At 69.6% G+C, this 17334-nt stretch carries 16 protein-coding genes; 10 read left to right on the top strand and 6 right to left on the bottom strand.

The features are described from left to right. Window positions 1–64 precede the first annotated feature (64 nt). From ACQP2T_RS46190 to ACQP2T_RS46165, 6 genes are all read left to right on the top strand, one after another. Window positions 65–2572, top strand: coding sequence for a DNA translocase FtsK (locus tag ACQP2T_RS46190; protein ID WP_433511179.1), 2508 nt, complete (start codon window positions 65–67; stop codon window positions 2570–2572). 78 nt (window positions 2573–2650) lie between these two features. Then, window positions 2651–3412, top strand: coding sequence for a helix-turn-helix domain-containing protein (locus tag ACQP2T_RS46185; RefSeq protein WP_433511178.1), 762 nt, complete (start codon window positions 2651–2653; stop codon window positions 3410–3412). 46 nt (window positions 3413–3458) lie between these two features. Then, window positions 3459–4868, top strand: coding sequence for a 30S ribosomal protein S12 methylthiotransferase RimO (gene rimO, locus ACQP2T_RS46180; RefSeq protein ID WP_433511177.1), 1410 nt, complete (start codon window positions 3459–3461; stop codon window positions 4866–4868). Further along, window positions 4865–5437, top strand: a complete 573-nt coding sequence (gene pgsA, locus ACQP2T_RS46175; protein ID WP_433511176.1) for a CDP-diacylglycerol--glycerol-3-phosphate 3-phosphatidyltransferase — start codon at window positions 4865–4867, stop codon at window positions 5435–5437. The genes rimO and pgsA overlap by 4 nt, the downstream gene beginning before the upstream one ends. A 2-nt stretch (window positions 5438–5439) precedes the next feature. Further along, complete coding sequence (locus ACQP2T_RS46170) at window positions 5440–5931, top strand: CinA family protein (RefSeq protein ID WP_433511175.1); 492 nt, start codon at window positions 5440–5442, stop codon at window positions 5929–5931. A 334-nt stretch (window positions 5932–6265) separates the two neighbouring features. Further along, window positions 6266–6622, top strand: a complete 357-nt coding sequence (locus ACQP2T_RS46165) for a helix-turn-helix domain-containing protein (RefSeq protein WP_433511174.1) — start codon at window positions 6266–6268, stop codon at window positions 6620–6622. On the opposite strand, the gene ACQP2T_RS46160 is transcribed toward ACQP2T_RS46165, so the two are convergent. Further along, window positions 6619–7398, bottom strand: coding sequence for a DNA-formamidopyrimidine glycosylase family protein (locus tag ACQP2T_RS46160; protein ID WP_433511173.1), 780 nt, complete (start codon window positions 7396–7398; stop codon window positions 6619–6621). The two genes, ACQP2T_RS46165 and ACQP2T_RS46160, sit on opposite strands and share 4 nt — an antisense overlap. Window positions 7399–7625: 227 nt before the next feature. Then, the gene (locus ACQP2T_RS46155) at window positions 7626–8075 is read right to left on the bottom strand and encodes an RrF2 family transcriptional regulator (protein ID WP_357946947.1); all 450 of its coding nucleotides are present in this window, start codon (window positions 8073–8075) and stop codon (window positions 7626–7628) included. A gap of 235 nt (window positions 8076–8310) precedes the next feature. Between ACQP2T_RS46155 and ACQP2T_RS46150 the strand changes: the two genes are divergently transcribed. After that, window positions 8311–9492, top strand: coding sequence for an ROK family transcriptional regulator (locus ACQP2T_RS46150; RefSeq protein ID WP_433511172.1), 1182 nt, complete (start codon window positions 8311–8313; stop codon window positions 9490–9492). A 70-nt stretch (window positions 9493–9562) separates the two neighbouring features. Here ACQP2T_RS46150 and ACQP2T_RS46145 read toward each other — a convergent pair whose 3' ends face one another. The 4 genes from ACQP2T_RS46145 to ACQP2T_RS46130 all read right to left on the bottom strand — a co-directional run bounded on the left by ACQP2T_RS46145 (window position 9563) and on the right by ACQP2T_RS46130 (window position 14267). Then, window positions 9563–11002 carry a glycoside hydrolase family 3 protein gene (locus tag ACQP2T_RS46145; RefSeq protein WP_433511171.1) on the bottom strand — a complete coding sequence of 480 codons (1440 nt, stop codon included), beginning with the start codon at window positions 11000–11002 and terminating at the stop codon, window positions 9563–9565. Window positions 11003–11072: 70 nt separating this feature from the next. Next, window positions 11073–11924, bottom strand: a complete 852-nt coding sequence (locus tag ACQP2T_RS46140) for a carbohydrate ABC transporter permease (RefSeq protein WP_433511170.1) — start codon at window positions 11922–11924, stop codon at window positions 11073–11075. Then, window positions 11921–12928, bottom strand: coding sequence for a carbohydrate ABC transporter permease (locus ACQP2T_RS46135; protein WP_433511169.1), 1008 nt, complete (start codon window positions 12926–12928; stop codon window positions 11921–11923). The genes ACQP2T_RS46140 and ACQP2T_RS46135 overlap by 4 nt, the downstream gene beginning before the upstream one ends. Before the next feature lie 4 nt (window positions 12929–12932). Continuing rightward, window positions 12933–14267: an extracellular solute-binding protein gene (locus tag ACQP2T_RS46130; protein ID WP_433511168.1), complete on the bottom strand. Its 1335-nt coding sequence runs from the start codon at window positions 14265–14267 to the stop codon at window positions 12933–12935. A 138-nt stretch (window positions 14268–14405) separates the two neighbouring features. Here ACQP2T_RS46130 and ACQP2T_RS46125 point away from each other — a divergent pair, with 138 nt between their 5' ends. The 3 genes from ACQP2T_RS46125 to ACQP2T_RS46115 are packed head-to-tail and all read left to right on the top strand — an operon-like array spanning window position 14406 to window position 17332. After that, window positions 14406–15551 carry an ROK family transcriptional regulator gene (locus ACQP2T_RS46125; RefSeq protein ID WP_433511167.1) on the top strand — a complete coding sequence of 382 codons (1146 nt, stop codon included), beginning with the start codon at window positions 14406–14408 and terminating at the stop codon, window positions 15549–15551. A gap of 12 nt (window positions 15552–15563) precedes the next feature. Then, a complete protein-coding gene (locus tag ACQP2T_RS46120; RefSeq protein ID WP_433511166.1) occupies window positions 15564–16223 on the top strand; it encodes a M15 family metallopeptidase in 660 nt (219 codons plus the stop codon). Between the two features lie 23 nt (window positions 16224–16246). Continuing rightward, window positions 16247–17332 carry a carboxylate-amine ligase gene (locus tag ACQP2T_RS46115; protein ID WP_433511165.1) on the top strand — a complete coding sequence of 362 codons (1086 nt, stop codon included), beginning with the start codon at window positions 16247–16249 and terminating at the stop codon, window positions 17330–17332. The last annotated feature ends 2 nt before the right edge of the window (window positions 17333–17334 follow it).

Below are 17334 nucleotides of genomic sequence, written 5' to 3'. Positions count from 1 at the left end.
GCCTTCACGTGTGTTCGGCGAGCCTGTGTGCGTTCCGCGGTGTCTCCGTCGTACCTTTGGCATCATGGCCACCCGTACGCCGAAAAGCGCATCAAAGGGGCCGGCGAAGCGGTCGACCTCCGCCCGCTCGACCCCCGCCAAGCGCGCATCCAGCTCGACCGGGCGGCCGAGGGCGAAGGGGGCCGGGTCGGCCCGCAAGCCGGGCATGACCCACCATGACCCGATCACGTGGGTCTTCACGATGATCGGCAAGCTGATCGTCGGGCTCTGGATGCTGCTCGCCAACGGCATCGGCAGCACCGCCCGGGCACTCGGCAAGAACGCGCGCGACCTCGATCCGGCGCACCGGCGCGACGGGGTGGGCCTGTCCGTGCTCGCCGGCGCCATCGTGCTGGCCGCGATGACCTGGCGCCAGGCCGACAGCACGGTCTCCGGCGTGGTCAACGTCACCGTGCACAGCGTGTTCGGGTCGCTGGCGTGGGCGCTGCCGCTGCTGCTCGGCCTGCTCGCCTGGCGCTACCTGCGCCACCCCGACCAGAACGCCGACACCGGCCGCATGGTGATCGGGTGGAGCGCGCTGCTGGTCGGCGTGCTCGGCGTCATCCACGTCGCCAACGACACGCCCTACCCCGCCGGCACCGCCAACGACGGCATGGAGCGGGTGTCGCAGGCGGGCGGCATCATCGGGTTCATCGTGTCGGCGCCGCCGATGAGCATCCTGCCCGCCTGGATCACGATCCCGCTGCTGCTGATCCTGTCGGGCTTCGGCGTGCTGGTCATCACGGCCACTCCCGTCCACCGCGTCCCGGAGCGGCTGGCCGAGCTCACGCACCTGCTGTTCGAACGGCACGCGCTCGCCGAGCAGGCCGCGCCCGTCAAGAAGCGGCCCAGGGCCAAGAAGGGCGAGACGGGCGAGAAGGTCGATCTGGTCAAGCCGTACGACACGCCGGTGCTCTCGGAGCAGGAGAAGCGCGCCGAGCACTCGCCGGAGATCGTGCCGGGGCTGACGGACGAGGAGGAGCCGCCCGCCACGCCGGTCAAGAAGACCGAGCCGCCGGAGCCCACTCCCGCGCCCCGTAAGGTCGAGCAGCTGGTGCTCTCGCCCCAGGCCGGGCCGTACAGTCTGCCTGATCTGCAGTTCCTCAAGCCGGGCAGCGCGCCCAAGCCGCAGACCAAGGCCAACACCGTCGTCGTCAACGCGCTGACCAGCGTTCTTGAGCAGTTCGTCATCGACGCGCAGGTGATCGGGTTCACCCGCGGCCCGACCGTGACCCGTTACGAGATCGAGCTGGGCCCCGCGGTCAAGGTGGAGAAGGTCACGGCGCTCACCAAGAACATCGCGTACGCCGTTAAATCGGCAGATGTCCGGATCTTGTCGCCGATTCCGGGGAAGTCGGCGATCGGGGTGGAGATCCCGAACGCGGACAAGGACCTGGTCTCCCTGGGCGACGTGCTGAAGTCCCAGGTGGCGCAGAGCGACCACCACCCGATGATCGTGGGACTGGGCAAGGACGTCGAGGGTCGCACGATCGTGGCGAACCTCGCCAAGATGCCCCACCTGCTCATCGCGGGCGCCACCGGCGCCGGTAAGTCTGTCTGTGTCAACGGCCTGATCACCTCCATCCTGATGCGTGCCACGCCCGACGAGGTACGCATGGTGCTGGTCGACCCCAAACGAGTGGAGCTGTCGGTCTACGAGGGCATCCCTCACCTGATCACGCCCATCATCACCAACCCGAAGAAGGCCGCGGAGGCCCTCGAATGGGTGGTGGGGGAGATGGACCGTCGCTACGACGACCTGGCCGCCAGCGGGTTCCGGCACGTCGACGAGTTCAACAAGGCCGTGCGGGCCGGCAAGCTGCAGCCGCCGCCGGGCAGTGAGCGGGTCTACCAGCCCTATCCGTACCTCCTGGTGATCGTCGACGAGCTGGCCGACCTGATGATGGTCGCCCCGCGTGACGTCGAGGACTCCATCGTGCGCATCACGCAGCTCGCCCGCGCGGCCGGCATCCACCTGGTGATCGCCACGCAGCGGCCCTCCGTAGACGTGGTCACCGGCCTGATCAAGGCGAACGTGCCCTCGCGGCTGGCCTTCGCCGTGTCGAGCCTCACCGACTCGCGGGTCATCCTCGACCAGCCGGGCGCCGACAAGCTGGTCGGCCAGGGTGACGCGCTGTTCCTGCCGATGGGTGCCAGCAAGCCCATCCGTATCCAGAACGCGTTCGTCTCGGAGAAGGAGATCGCCGAGATCGTCACGCACTGCAAGACGCAGATGCAGGCCGAATACCGCGACGACGTCGCCGCGGCGCCGGTCAAGCGGGAGATCGACGGCGACATCGGCGACGACCTCGACCTGCTCGTCCAGGCGGCCGAGCTGATCGTGACCACGCAGTTCGGCTCGACCTCGATGCTGCAGCGCAAGCTCCGCGTCGGCTTCGCCAAGGCGGGGCGGCTCATGGACCTGCTGGAGAGCCGCAACGTGGTCGGCCCCAGCGAGGGTTCGAAGGCTCGCGAAGTCATCGTGAAGCCCGATGATCTGCCCGGTTTGCTAGCTGACTTGCGTGGCGAATGACCCCAATGCACGTTCGCCCGACGACTACTGATTGAATGTGAATCATTACAGAACGTCGTGGGACGGAAGGCGCTAGCCATGCCGGAACAGAGCACAGGGGCCATGCTCGCGGCGGCCCGGCGGTCAGCCGGGCTGACCGTCGCGCAACTGAGCGAGACCACCCGCATTCGTGAGGCGATCATCTACGCGATCGAGCGCGACGACTTCTCGCAGTGCGGTGGTGATTTCTATGCGAGAGGACACGTCAGGGCCGTAGCCAAGGCCGTCGGGCTCGATCCCGTGGCGACCGTCCACCTCTATGACGAAGAACACAGCGGGGCGGCCACGCCCATCCGGGCCGCCGCCGTCTTCCAGGCCGAACGCAAGATCAGGATCAACGAGCGCCGCGGTCTCAACTGGACGATGGCGCTGGGCGTGGCCCTGGCCATCACCATGGTCTTCGGGGCGGTCAGAGTGCTCGGCGGCGGCACGACGGACGAGATGCGCACCGCCGACTCCCACCTCGTCCCGCCGAACATCCCGATCAACGAGCACGCTCCCAAGGCGTCGCACGCCAAGGGGAAGGCGTCCAAAGCGGCCGCCAAGGGCGTCGTCGTCAAGGTCAAGGCCAAGCGCCCGTCCTACCTGAACGTCAGCGACGTCAAGGGACACAAGCTGTTCTCGGGCACGTTGCAGGCGGGCAAGAGCAAGACCTACCGGTCCGACATCGAGGTCCGTCTTCTGATCGGTGACGCGGGCGCCGTGTCGCTGCAGGTCGACGGCAAGGATCTAGGTCATCCGGGGGCTGACGGGGAGATGGTGACGCGCTCGTTCAAGCCTTCCAAAGCACAACCTAGGTAGCCCGTGCGCCCGGTGGTGGCCAACTGCCGATACCGTAGTGTTCACCATGTCATCCCGCCGAACCGCATCGCTGATCACTCTGGGCTGCGCGCGCAACGAGGTCGACTCCGAGGAGCTGGCCGCGCGACTTGAGGCTGCCGGTTGGCAGCTGGGCGACGACGACCCCGATGTCGTCGTCGTCAACACGTGTGGCTTCATCGACTCGGCGAAGAAGGACTCCATAGACACGCTGCTGGCCGCGGCCGACTCCGGGGCCAAGGTGGTCGCCGCGGGCTGCATGGCCGAGCGCTACGGCAACGAGCTCGCCGAGGCTCTGCCCGAGGCCAGCGCGGTCATCTCCTTCGACGACTACACCGAGATCGGCGGCCGACTCGACGACGTGCTCGCCGGTCGGCCGCTCAAGCCGCACACGCCAAGAGACCGCCGCACCCTACTACCCATCTCGCCCGTGGACCGTGCCAGCGCGGGCAAGACCGCCATCCCCGGCCACGGCGACCTGCCCGACGGGCTGGCGCCCGCCAGCGGGCCGCGCGTGCTGCGCAAACGGCTCGACGAGAGCCCCGTGGCCTCGCTCAAGCTGGCCTCCGGCTGCGACCGGCGCTGCACGTTCTGCGCCATCCCGGCCTTCCGCGGCGCCTACGTCTCCCGCGACCCCGAGGAGCTCCTGGCCGAGGCCGACTGGCTGGGCCACCGGGGCGTCCGTGAGCTCGTCCTCGTCAGTGAGAACTCGACGTCCTACGGCAAGGACCTGGGCGACCTGAGGGCGCTGGAGAAGCTGCTGCCGCGGCTGGCGGCGGTCGAGGGCATTCAGCGGGTGCGGGCCAGCTACCTGCAACCGGCCGAGCTGCGGCCGGGGCTCATCGACGTGCTGGCCGGCACCGAGGGCATCGCTCCCTACTTCGACCTGTCCTTCCAGCACGCCAGTGGCACCGTCCTGCGCCGGATGCGCCGTTTCGGCGACCCTGAGCGCTTCCTGGGACTGCTGGACACCATCCGTGAGGGCGCGCCCGAGGCGGGTGTGCGCTCCAACTTCATCGTCGGCTTCCCCGGTGAGACCGAGGAGGAGTTCGGCGAGCTGGTCGGATTCCTGGAGCAGGCCAGGCTCGACGTGATCGGCGTGTTCGGCTACTCCGACGAGGACGGCACCGAGGCGGCCGGCTTCGCCGGCAAGCTCGACCAGGACGTCATCGACGAGCGTGTGCGTGTCCTGACCGAGCTCGCCGAGGAGCTGACCGCGCAGCGCGCGGAGGAGCGCATCGGCACGGAGGTCGACGTGCTCATCGACGACGACCTGGGCGACGGTGGCTATGAGGGACGGGCCGCCCACCAAGGTCCCGAGGTCGACGGGTCCGTCACGGTCCAGGGCATCGGCCTGGTCCGCGGTCAGATCGTGCGCGCGGTGGTGGTCGACGCCGAGGGGGTTGACCTGATCGCGCGCATCAAGGCCAGTCCATGACCAAGGACGAGCGCCGCGTGGTGAGCCCGTGGAACATCGCCAACATCCTCACGGTCCTCCGGTTGGTGCTCGTCCCCTTCTTCGTCGTCTGTCTCTTCCTGCCGGGCATGGGCTGGCGCCTGGGTGCGCTGGCGGTGTTCGGCGTGGCCTCGTTCACCGACCATCTGGACGGCGAGCTGGCCAGGCGCTACGGGCTGATCACCGATTTCGGGAAGATCGCCGACCCGATCGCCGACAAGGCGCTGACCGGTGCGGCTCTGGTGTCCCTGTCGATCCTCGGCGAGCTGCCGTGGTGGGTGACGGTGACCGTCCTGGGCCGCGAGCTTGGCATCACCGCCCTGCGGTTCGTGTTGCTCAGGCACGCGGTCATCCCGGCCAGCTACGGCGGCAAGGTCAAGACCGTGCTGCAGATCACGGCCATCGTCCTCTACATCCTGCCCGGCGAGTTCGACCCGGTCCGCTGGGTGGTGATGGGCGCGGCCGTGGTCGTCACGGTGGCCACGGGGGTCGACTACGTGGTGCGCGCGATCAAGCTACGGCAGGTGGCCAGACGGGCCCGCGGGGAGTGATCATGGTTGGTGCCGCGGAGGTTCTCTCCCTGCTCGTACGCCGGGCCGCCACGCTCGCCGTGGCCGAATCGCTGACCGGCGGGCTCATCGGGGCGGCGTTCACCTCGGTCTCGGGGTCCTCCAAGTCGTTCAGGGGCGGGGTCATCTCCTACGCCACCGATCTGAAGCACCGGCTGCTGGAGGTGCCGGACGAGCTGCTGCGCCGGGAAGGGGCCGTGCACCCGGAGGTCGCAGCGGCGATGGCGACGGGGGTCGCCCGGCTGTGCGAGGCGACATACGGCCTGGCGGTGACCGGTGTGGCGGGGCCGGAGCCACAGGACGGAAAGCCCGTCGGCACCGTGCACGTGGCCGTCAGCGGACCCGGTGATCAGATTTGGCGGAGACAGTTGAGACTTGAGGGGTCTCGCGAACGTATCAGGGTAGAGACGGTGGACGAGGCTATCGATCTACTGGCAAGTGTGCTGAAGGGGAACAATGGGGAACATACCGGGTGATTACCGTGTTACGTCCCCAGCGAACATCCGAGGCACGGTCTCACACGGTGTCGGTTGATACGGGTACGGTGGAGCTGTGAGTGAGGTCCGTGAGCCATCTGCAAGCACCGAGCGCCCGGCAGGCGGGCCTAACGAGTCACGTAACGAACCTTCACGTAATGAGCTGTCACGCACTGAGCCATTGCGCAATGAAGGAAGCGCGGCGGGGCAGGGACGGAGACGTCCGATGATGACGGCGAGGAGCATGTACGAGCCGAAGAAGAAGAATGGACGGCACGATCCGACCGCGCGGGGCGTGGTGGTGAAGCCATCCACGCCGGGGAGGGAGCGACAGATGATTCTGCTGCGTCAGCTGCTCGGCGACGTGCTGAGGCGATTGAGGGTGCGGCAGGGACGCACTCTTCGTGAGGTGTCCACGCTGGCGCGTGTCTCGCTTGGCTACCTGTCCGAGGTTGAGCGCGGTCAGAAGGAGGCGTCATCGGAGCTGCTGGCGTCGATCTGTGGCGCCCTCGGGGTGCCGCTGTCGCAGGTGTTGCGTGAGGTGTCCGACCAGTTCGCGCTGGCGGAGCTCCAGGCCACCCCTGTGCTCGCCGACGCGCCGGAGCACGAGCGCATCCCTCTTCCCGAGACGGTGCCCGGGTCGATCGCCGACTCCGTGTTTCCCGAAGTCAAGGACATGGTGGCCGCCTAACGCGGTTGGCAGTCACCACACCACAGGATCAGGCGTTCCTGTGGCTGTGCGCCCATCTCGCCGCGACTGATGCGCGCGCCGCATCGGCGGCAGGGTCGGCCTGCCCTGCCGTAAACCCACGTCTGGCCGGCCGGTCTGCGGTCGCCCGTGGTCACTGTGGCGGCGTGTGTCCTGTTCGCCGCCAGAAGCCGCTGGGCGAGCGTCACGAGCGCGTCCAGGTCCTCGATGTCGCCGACCTTCCGCCACGGCCAGATGCCGCGCAGGAAGAGTGTCTCGGCGCGATAGATGGTGCCGATTCCCGAAAGATTGCGCTGATCGAGCAGCGCCTCCCCGATCGTCCGTTCCGGCGCCTGGCGCAGACGGCGCACGGCCTCTGCCGGATCCCAGTCGTCGCCGAGCAGATCGGGCCCCAGATGCCCGACGACGCGATGCTCGTCGGCGGTCTTCAGCAGGTCCACCACCCCCAGCCGCACGCCCACGGCCTGCCACTGCTCGTTGGCCAGCACCAGCCGGACCTGGTCGCCGGGGGCGGTGCGACGGCCCGCGGGCAGCACTCGCCAGCTGCCGTCCATGCGCAGGTGCGTATGCACGGTCAGGCCGCCCTCGACGCGGGTCAGCAGGTGCTTGCCGCGTGAGAGGTTCTCCAGGACCGTCCGGCCGGTGAGGTCGGCCGTGGCGTGCCGGGGGACGCGGAAGTCCGAACGGGTCAGGACCCGGCCGTCGAGCGCGCCACGCAGGCGCGCGGCCGTACGGTAGACGGCATCTCCTTCGGGCATGCTCCCAGTCTAGAAACCCGGCCGGATCGGCTGGCATCCCCTTCTGAAGGCGGCGTCCCGGCTGAGCCGCCAGGTGGGGTAACTCCCCGAGCGGCGAGCTGGCCGCGTTGTGTGGAGTGACTCCCAGGGCGGCGAATCGGCCCGGCGGGTGGGGTCGATATAGGAAGGCGAGTTGCTCGCCTTCTGGGGAGTGCTCCCAGGGTGCCGGGCGAGTCCGGTGGGTGGGGTCAGTCCCAGGCGGCGGGGTCGGCGGCGAGTTGGCGGACGCGGTCGGGGAGGGCGCCGCTGGCCACCTGGTCCAATGTGACCTCCTCCAGGATGGCGCGTTCGGTCGCCCGCAGCGCGATCCAGACCTGCTGCAGCGACTCCGCCGGCCCCCGGTAGCCCACGTGCTCGGGACGCTCACCACGTACGTTGGCCAGTGGCCCGTCCACCGCTCTGATGACGTCGGCGAGAGAGATGTCCGCGGCGGCCCGGGCCAGGACGTAGCCGCCTTCCGGACCCCGCTGGCCACGGACCAGTCCGGCACGCCGCATCTGCAGCAGGATGTTTTCCAGGTATTTGGGGGGCATGTCCTGCTCTTTGGCGAGCTCGCCCACGGTGGTCGGCCCGGCGCCGGCCGCGGCGAGTTCGGCGGCAGCACGGAGGGCGTAGTCGACACGAGCGGAAAGGCGCATGTTGTCGATTATCCCTCCTGGTCAACACTGGTTATGCGCAACGTCGCCAGAATGGGCGGTCGATCCGGACGCGGCAGGCGCGGTGCCTGCACGGACAACGCGATCAGTGGGCTGCCGAGGCGGCGCAGGACAGAGGGGATGATCGTGAGACATCCTCGTGTTCACCTGCGGTGATAAGCAAGGTCCAGGGCGCTAAACTTCCAACAACCTTTTCGATTTGACGGTGGGATTCAGCGTGGAGCGACGCCCTGGTGTGCCCAGACTGCTCAGGGAGATCAACGACCGGGCCGCACTGGAGTTGTTGCTGGCCACGGGCCCGATGACGCGGGGGCAGATCGGCGATCGGACGGGGTTGTCCAAGGTCACCGCCTCGCAGACGCTGTCCCGGCTGGAGGAGCGCGGGCTGGTCGAGGTCGTCGGCACGCAGGCCGGCGGGCGCGGCCCCAACGCGGCGCTCTACTCCGTCATCCCCTCCAGCGCCTACGTTGCCGGGCTCGAGGTGGGGCCCGAGCTGATCTCGGCGGCCGTCGCCGACATCCACGGCCGGACGATCGCCGAGGTCACCGTCGACCCCGCCGACCTCGACGATCCGGTCTCGGTCGTGCACGGCGCGATCATGAAGGCCTGCCGCAGCGCCAAGATCAGCATCGGCCGGCTGCGCGGTGTGGTCATCGGCACCCCCGGCGTGGTCGATCCGCGCAGCGGCGACGTGCGCTTCTCCTTCGACCTGCCCGGCTGGCACGAGGGAATCCACGAGGCGCTCGCCGGTGACCTCAAGCGCGAGGTGACGATCGAGAACGACGTCAACCTGGCCGCGATCGCCGAGCGCGCCGACGGCGCCGCCCAGGGGCTCGACGACTTCGTGCTGCTCTGGTCCGCCCGTGGCCTCGGTCTCGCGGTGATGCTCGGCGGCAAGCTGCACCGGGGCCGTTCGGGCAGCGCGGGCGAGATCGGCTACCTGCCGGTGCCCGGCGTACCCCTGCCCGAGGACATCCGCAACGAGCCGGGCCGCCTGCCCTCGCTGGCGGGCGGCCTGCAGTCGCTCGTCAGCGCCGAGGCCGTGGGCGAGCTCGCGGAGGGCTACGGGTTCACGGCCGAGAGCGCCGGGGAGTGCGTGAAGGTCGCCATGGCGGCCGGAGCCGAGGGCGAGCCCTTTCTCGACGAGATCGCGCACCGGCTCGCGCTCGGCGTGGCCGCGGTCTGCGTGATCCTCGACCCTGGGCTGGTCGTGCTGGCGGGCGAGGTGGGCCAGGCCGGTGGCACCGCGCTCACCGCCCGGGTGGAGGAGGCCGTGGCCCGCATCTGCCCCGTACGCCCCCAGGTCGTCACCACCACGGTCACCGACAAGAACCCGGTGCTGCGCGGCGCCGTCCTCGCGGCCCTGGACCAGGCCCGCGAGGCACTCCTCAAGCCGTGACCGGCCCGACGCGGGCCACGACCGGCCCGACGCGGCCCATGGCCAGTCCGAGGGTGACGATCAGCCCGGCTCAGACGGTGAGCAGTTCCACGGCCGCCTGGGCGTTCGCGCGGGCCGCGCCGTACGTCGCGATGTAGGCCGCGCTGTCCGGCCGCCAGACCGGCAGCCCCATCTCGATCACCGTCGCGTCGGGCCGGGCCGCCACCAGGGCGGAGACCAGCTCGCGGCTGGCCTCGTTGCGGTGCGCGTCCTTGACCACCAGGACCAGCGACCGGTGCGTGGCCTTCGCCAGCAGCACCGGCACGTCCGCGTCGGCCGGCTTCACCCGGATGATCTCGGCCTGGGGCAGCCATGGCCCCACGCCCCAGGGCACGTCGCCGACGGCGATCGTCGGCGGCGTGTCCACCTCGATCACCAGCGGCTCGACCAGCGGCTCCGTCACGCCCGTGAGCCGCACCGCGCGTCTGGCGGCGTGCAGGCCGACCCCGTTCTGCTCGACCGAGGGCGAAGCGGGCGAGCCGAACCACTCGCGCAGCGCCGCCAGCCGGGCCGCGGCCTCCTCCAGCCGGGCCGCGGGCAGTCGCCCCTCCCGTACGGCCGTGACGATCTCGTCGACGATGTGCCGCACGTCGTCGTAGGAGGGCAGCGGGCCCAGGCAGAGCAGATCGGCGCCCGCGGTCAGCGACAGCACGGCGCCACCGGCCAGGCCGACGCTCTTGGTGATCGCGTGCATGTCCATCGCGTCGCTGATGACCGCGCCGTCGTACCCGAGCTCGCCCCTGAGCAGTTCGGTCAGCGCGGCGGGCGACAGCGTGGCCGGGGTCGAGCCGGTCAGCGCGGGCACCGCCACGTGCGCGGTCATGATCGACTTGGTCCCCGCGCCGATCGCCGCCCGGAACGGCACCAGCTCGCGCTCGCGCAGCACGTCGAGGGTGACGTCGACGACGGGCACGGAGACGTGCGAGTCGACCCGGGTGGCGCCGTGGCCGGGGAAGTGCTTGACGCAGGCGGCCACGTTCACCGACTGCAGGCCCTGGACGGCGGCCACCGTGTGCCTGGCCACCAGCTCGGGGTCGTCGCCGAACGACCTGGTGCCGATCACCGGGTTGTCGGCCTCGGTGTTGACGTCGGCGTCGGGCGCCATGTCCAGGTTGATGCCGCAGGCGGCCAGTTCCCCGCCGATGGCCCGGTAGACCCGGTGGGTGAGCTCGGCGTCGTCCACCGCGCCCAGCGCCGCGTTGCCCGGGTACGGGCTGCCGACGTGGTAGGCCAGGCGGGTGACGTCGCCGCCCTCCTCGTCCAGGGAGATGACGGGTTCGCCGGCCGCGCGCAGGGACGCGGTCAGCGCCCGCAGCCGGTCCGGGGCGGCGACGTTGAAGCCGAAGAGGGTGACACCACCCAGGCCGTTCTCGAGCTCGCGCAGCACCCAGTCGGGCGCCGTGGTGCCCTGGAAGGCGACGAGCAGCGTGCCGGCCGCGAGGCGGCGCAGCCCCCGATCACTCTGACTCATAGCTCCTCAATCAATGGGGTTTCAGGCACGGTCAGGGCACGGCGAGGCCGCACGAAGACCTGTGGATCGGTCAGCCCTTGACGGCCCCGGCCACCAGACCGGAGACCATGCGGCGCTGAACCAGCAGGAAGAAGACGACGACCGGGATGGTCATCATCGTGGAGCTGGCCATGATGGCGCCCCAGTCGGTGCCCTTCTGCCCGAAGAAGTACTGCATGGCGACCGGCATCGTGTAGCCCTCCGAGCCGCTCATCAGGACCAGCGCGAAGATCAGCTCGTTCCACGCGGTGATGAACGAGAAGATGCTGGTGGCCACCAGACCCGGCGCGACCAGGGGGAAGAGCACCTTCCAGAAGGTGGTCATCCGCCCCGCGCCGTCGATCCAGGCCGCCTCCTCCAGCGACTTGGGCACGGCGGCGACGAACGTACGCAGCATCCAGATGCCGAAGGGCAGCGTGAGCCCCACGTTGACGAGGATCAGGCCGGCCAGCTGGTCGTACAGGCCGAGCCGCTTGACGCTCAGGAACAGCGGGATGAGCAGCGCCTCGGAGGGGATCATCTGCACGATGAGCAGCAGGATCAGGAACGTGTTGCGCCCCTTGAACCTGAAGCGGGCCACCGCGGTCGCCGCCAGCAGCGAGAAGACCGCCCCGATGAGCACGGTGCCCCCCGCCACGATGGCGCTGTTGCGCATGTAGAGCCAGATCGAGTGCCCGGCCACGCCCTCGCTCAGCACCCGGTCGACGTGCTCGAAGGTGAAATGAGTGGGGAACGGGATGAAGTCGGTGGTGAAGATCTGGTCGTTGGCCTTGAACGCGGTCGAGGCCATCCAGTACACGGGGAAGATCGCGATCAGGAAGACCAGCAGCCCAGCCGCGTTCAGCGCGATCTTGCCGAGTTGTTTGCGCGCGAGCGGGCTCACATCTCCTCCTGCTTGACGAGCTGCCTCACGTACACCGCGGTGATGACCAGCAGGATCAGGGTCAGCACCAGGGCGATCGCCGCGCCTGACCCCATCTTGGGCGGCGCGCGGAACGCCTCGGTGTAGGAGTAGATCGACAGGTTGAACGCCTCACGGTTCGCGGTCCAGCCCATGAGTACGTACAGCTGGGCGAAGACCTTGAAGTCCCAGATGATCGACAGTACGGTCAGGACCGCGAAGACCGGCTTGAGCAGCGGAAACGTGATCTTCCTGAACGTCCGCCAGGGCGGCGACCCGTCCACCCGGGCAGCCTCGTACAGTTCCGCCGGGATGCCCTTGAGCCCCGCCAGCACCGAGACGGCCACGAACGGGAAGCTCGCCCAGACGACGCAGATGATCAGCACCATATAGATGGACCAGGCGTCGTTCAGCCACGGCTGGCCGGTCCAGTCGGCCCGGCCGAAGAGCAGGTTCGACAGCCAGTCGGGCAGCGCGTTCAGGGCCCAGTTGGCGATGCCGGCCTCGGCGTCGAACAGCCACTTCCAGATGATGCCCTGCGCCACCGGCGGCACGGCCCACGCGAACATGATGCCGACCACCACGAACGTGGACATCTTCCGGCCGAGCTTGTTGAGCAGGACGCCCACCGCCGTGCCGACGATCAGCGTCAGTGACACCGCGACGACGGCGAAGACGAGCGTGTTGCGCAGCGAGGACCAGAAGATCTCGTTGTCGAAGATGCGGGTGAAGTTGTCCCAGCCGACCCAGGTGGCGGGCTTCCTGCCGCTGATCTGGACCAGGCCCACCTTCTGGAAGGCGATGATCCCGACCTGGAACAGCGGGTAGAGCAGCAGCGCCCCGATCACCAGCAGGCCGGGGATCAGCAGCACGTACGGCACCGACCAGGTGGGCAGGCCGCTGGCCCGGGCCGGGCGGTGGGAGTTGGGCCGCCGCGGGGTGGAGGACTGGCCGCCACCCCTGGCGAGCGTCGAGGTGTTCGTCATAAGGCTATGAGGCGGCGTTGAGGATGTCTTCGAGTTCCTTGTTGGCCTTGGCCAGCGCGTCGTCGGCCGACGACTTGCCCTCGATGACCGTGCGGGCCGCGTTCTGCAGCACCGCCTTGGTCTCGTTGGCCTCGGTCCAGTGCGGGCTGGCCGGGAAGGCCTTGGCCTTGGCGAAGGCGGCGGCGAACGGCGCCTGGGCCGGGTCGCTGGCCAGCGCGGCCAGGGCGTCCGGGTAGACGGGGAGCAGGCCGCCGTCCTTGGCGTACTTGACGCCCCACTCCTTGCCGGAGGCCAGCTTCACGAACTCCTTGGCCGCGTCCTTCTCCTTGGCGCCGCCCCACACGGCGATGTCGTTGCCGCCCAGGAAGGACTGCGCCTCGCCGCCGTCCTTGGACGGGAGCGGGAAGAAGGCCAGCTTGTCACCCTTGAGCTTGCCCTTGCTGTCCTCGTCGATGCCCGGCAGGTCCCACGACGCGGTGAGGTACATGCCCACCTTGTTGTTGGCGAAGCGGGTGCGGATGTCCGTGGTGTTCTGGGTGAGGCGCGACTTGCTCGACAGGCCGTCGGTGACCAGGCCGGTGTACTGGGCGAAGCCGGACTTGAAGGCGGGGTCGGTCAGCTTGCCGACCCACTTGTCGCCCTCCTTGACGGCGTAGTCGCCGCCGGCGGTCCAGGCGAGGGCGCCCAGCAGGTGGTTGGCGTCGGAGCCGCCGTTGAAGGCGAACCCGTCGACGTCCTTGCCCTTCTTGGACTGGATCTTCTTGGCCGCGGCGACCAGGTCGTCCCAGGTCTTCGGGACCTCGATCTTGAGCTCCTTGAACCAGTCGGCCCGGTACAGGACCGCCCGGCTGCCGCCGCCCCACGGCACGGCGTAGGTCTCGCCGTCGATCGTCTCCAGGCCCATCAGGTTCTTCGGGATCTGCGCCTGGTCGCCCGAGCCGACGATGTCGGTGACGGGCTCGAGGGCTTCCTGGCTCTGCCACAGCGGCACCTGGTCGTTGCCGATCTCGGTGACGTCGGGACCGGTGCCACCGGCCGCCGCGGCGGTGAACTTGTCGTTCACCTGCGGCCACGGAATCCACTCGACCTTCACCTTCGCGCCGGTCTGCTGCTCGAAGGCGGCGACCAGTTCGTCGGTGTACTTCTGCGCGGCGGGGTTGCTGTCGCCCAGGCGCCAGAAGGTCAGCTCCTTGCCCGCGTACTTGGGGCCGGACGCGGCGGGGGCGGAGGCCGCCGCGCTCGGCGAAGCCGCGGGCGTCCCGCCGGAACCACAAGCGGCCAGGCCCAGGGCCAGAGCGGCCGTGGTGACCGTAGTGGCGGTGATCTGCGCGATCCTCACAGGGTTCTCCCTTCCCGGGTGCTCGCTTGCGGTCCGCACCAGGCTGATCTGCATGTCCGAACGACTGCTGCTAAACTAACAAGAAACTTTCTTAAAAAAAACGCCCGTTAGCCATTCGTGACGAGAGGGAGCGCGTCGATGAGCCGAAGCCCGGGGATCCCTCGGCTGCTCCGCCGGTTGAACGACCGCACGGCACTCGAACTCCTCCTGGAGGACGGGCCGCTGACCCGTGCGGAGCTCGGTGAGCGGACCGGCTTGTCCAAGGTGACCGCAGGTCAGCTGCTCGCCCGGCTGGAGGAGCGGGGGCTCGTCCGGGTGGCGGGGGAGCGGGCCGGAGGCAGGGGTCCGCACGCGGCCCTGTACGCGGTCAATCCGTCCAGCGCGTACGTCGCCGGGCTCGAAGTACTGCCCGACAGCCTCACCGTTGGTGTGGCGGACATCACAGGACAGATCGTGGTGGAGGTCACCGTCAACCCGGCGGACGGGGATCCGGTCAAGGCCGTGCACTCCGCTGTCCAGCGGGCCTGCGCCTCGGCCCGGGTCAGCCTGTCACAGCTGCGTGCCTTCGTGATCGGCACCAGGGGCGTGGTCGATCCGGGCAGCGGTGACGTGCGCTTCTCCTGCGACCTGCCGGCCTGGCACGTCGGCGTGCTGGCCAGCCTGCGCCAGACGCTGGGCGTCCCGGTGATCATCGAGAACGACGTGAACCTGGTCGCGCTGGCCGAGCACCGCTACGGCGCCGCCGTAGGACACGACGACTTCGTGGTCATCTGGGCGGGTGTCGGTCAAGGGCTGGGCGTCATGCTCGGCGGGCGGCTGCACCGGGGCATCACCGGGACGGCGGGCGAGATCGGCTGGCTGCCCGTGCCGGGCGAGCCGCTGCCCCTCGACGTGACGCAGCCGACCTCGGGCTCCTTCCAGCGGCTGGTCGGGCACGACGCGCTGAGCGGGCTGGCCACCACGCACGGCGTGCTCGGCACCACGGTCCCCGACCAGGTGCGCAACGGCTGCGACGGGTATCTGGACGAGGTGGCGGCGCGCCTGGCGGTGGGGGCGGCGGCCGTGACGGTCGTCCTCGACCCCGGGCTGATCGTGCTCAGCGGCGACGTCGGCCGGGCGGGCGGCGAGCGCCTGGCCGCCAAGGTCGAGGAGGCGGTCGCCCGGTTCTGTCCGACCCGGCCCAAGGTCGTCACGACGGGGGTGGCGGGCAATCCGGTGCTGCGCGGCGCCCTGGTCGCGGCCTTGGCGCAGGCCCGAGATCAGGTTTTCTCCGACACTGTGTGAGAATTTCTGCCTATGTGGCAGCCCACGAGCGACATCGTGCTGATCTCTGATCCCCGCGTCGCCGCGATCCCGGTGCGCGAGAACGGCGAGGAACTGGCGGACGTGCGCGGCCGCCTGCGTATGGACGAGCGGATGGCCGACCGCGCGGGTGCCTACGCGCACCTGCGGTCCGGGCTGCTGGCGCGGCTGGAGCGGGCCGAGCGGCGGCTGCCCGACGGCTTCCATCTGCTGGTCGTCGAGGGCTACCGGCCGATCGACACGCAGCGCCGGATCTTCGAGGAGTACCGGGACGGGCTGTGCGCCGCTTTCCCCGAAATGTCGCCTGACGAGGCACATATCGCGGCAAGTCGGTATGTGTCGCCGGTCGACGTGGCCCCGCACACGGCCGGTGCCGCCGTCGACCTGACGCTGTGCGCGCCCGACGGCACCGAGTACGACATGGGCACCCAGGTCGACGACAACCCGGAGGAGAGCGACGGCGCCTGCTACATGGACGCCACGAACATCTCGGCCGACGCCCGCGCCCATCGCAAGATCCTCGCTGACGCCCTGGAGCCTGTCGGCCTGGTCAACTACCCGACGGAGTGGTGGCACTGGTCCTTCGGCGACCGGTATTGGGCGCTCGCCGAGGGAAGGCCGTACGCACTCTATGGCCCGCACCGCTTTGCCTAGCGGAAAAGGGGCATAAAAGGGATGTGACTCCTCTTATCGGGATCGAGGAGGAGTACCTCATCGTCGATCCCTGGTCGCGCCACGTAGCTCCCCGGGCGGCAGATGTGTTGGCCGCCGCGACGGACGTCCTAGACGTCGTCCACGAGATCACCCGTTTCCAGGTCGAGGCACGTACCGCCCCTTCGGCCGACCTCGGTGAGTTAGACACGCGGCTGAGGGCCGCGCGCAAGGAGGTGGCCGAGGCGGCCCGCTCGTGTGGGCTGGCCGTGGTCGCCAGCGGCATTCCCGTACTGGGTGACATCGTGCCGATTCCGCTCACCGACGACGTCCGTTACGAGCAGGGCCGGATCCTCTACCGCGCGCTGCAGGACGACCTCAGCATCTGCGCCCTGCACGTGCACGTGGACGTCCCCGACGAGGAACAGGCGGTCTATGTCGGTAATCACCTACGCCCGTGGCTGCCCACGCTGATCGCGCTGGCCGCGAACTCGCCCTTCTTCGTGGGGCGCGACACCGGCTACGCGTCCTGGCGGGTGATCAGCTGGGGCCGCTGGCCGGTCTCGGGTGCTCCGCCGTACTTCCCGTCGTACGCCGACTACGAGCTGGCGCTGCGCGCGCTGTCGCAGTCGGGCGCGCTGATGGACCCCAAGACGGTGTACTGGGACGCGCGCCCGTCACCCTCGCTGCCGACCATCGAGGTGCGCGTCGCCGACGTGCCGCTGGACGTCAGCGACAGCCTCACCATCATCGGGCTGATCCGCAGCCTGGTCGTGACCGCGCTGTCCGCCGTGGCGCACGGTGACCGCGGGCTGCCGATCCCGTCGGAGGTCATACGGGCCGCCTACTGGCGTGCCGCCCGTGACGGCCTGGGCGGCGACAGTCTCGACGTGCGTGAGGGTGTGCTGGTGCCGGCGCGGGTGATGGCGGGCCGTCTTCTGGAGCACGTACGGGAGGCCGCGGCCGAGGCCGGTGACCTGCCGTTGGTCGAAGAAGGGCTGGACCGGCTGCTCGGCCGGGGTTCCGGAGCGGAGCGGCAGCGCAGGGCGCACGCCCGCACCGGGCACCTGGCGGCGGTCGTGGACGACCTGATCGAGGCCACGGTCGCCTGACC

The organism is Nonomuraea sp. CA-143628 (genome assembly GCF_050942315.1).
Taxonomy (GTDB): domain Bacteria; phylum Actinomycetota; class Actinomycetes; order Streptosporangiales; family Streptosporangiaceae; genus Nonomuraea.
Note: the sequence above shows the minus strand (reverse complement) of the source record. Positions and strands in the feature narration are given on the sequence as shown.

Coding starts and splice junctions, on each gene's coding strand:
- ACQP2T_RS46190 (WP_433511179.1), top strand. CDS start 65: ATGGCCACCCGTACGCCGAAAAGCGCATCAAAGGGGCCGGCGAAGCGG.
- ACQP2T_RS46185 (WP_433511178.1), top strand. CDS start 2,651: ATGCCGGAACAGAGCACAGGGGCCATGCTCGCGGCGGCCCGGCGGTCA.
- rimO (WP_433511177.1), top strand. CDS start 3,459: ATGTCATCCCGCCGAACCGCATCGCTGATCACTCTGGGCTGCGCGCGC.
- pgsA (WP_433511176.1), top strand. CDS start 4,865: ATGACCAAGGACGAGCGCCGCGTGGTGAGCCCGTGGAACATCGCCAAC.
- ACQP2T_RS46170 (WP_433511175.1), top strand. CDS start 5,440: ATGGTTGGTGCCGCGGAGGTTCTCTCCCTGCTCGTACGCCGGGCCGCC.
- ACQP2T_RS46165 (WP_433511174.1), top strand. CDS start 6,266: ATGATTCTGCTGCGTCAGCTGCTCGGCGACGTGCTGAGGCGATTGAGG.
- ACQP2T_RS46160 (WP_433511173.1), bottom strand. CDS start 7,398: ATGCCCGAAGGAGATGCCGTCTACCGTACGGCCGCGCGCCTGCGTGGC.
- ACQP2T_RS46155 (WP_357946947.1), bottom strand. CDS start 8,075: ATGCGCCTTTCCGCTCGTGTCGACTACGCCCTCCGTGCTGCCGCCGAA.
- ACQP2T_RS46145 (WP_433511171.1), bottom strand. CDS start 11,002: ATGAGTCAGAGTGATCGGGGGCTGCGCCGCCTCGCGGCCGGCACGCTG.
- ACQP2T_RS46135 (WP_433511169.1), bottom strand. CDS start 12,928: ATGACGAACACCTCGACGCTCGCCAGGGGTGGCGGCCAGTCCTCCACC.
- ACQP2T_RS46125 (WP_433511167.1), top strand. CDS start 14,406: ATGAGCCGAAGCCCGGGGATCCCTCGGCTGCTCCGCCGGTTGAACGAC.
- ACQP2T_RS46120 (WP_433511166.1), top strand. CDS start 15,564: ATGTGGCAGCCCACGAGCGACATCGTGCTGATCTCTGATCCCCGCGTC.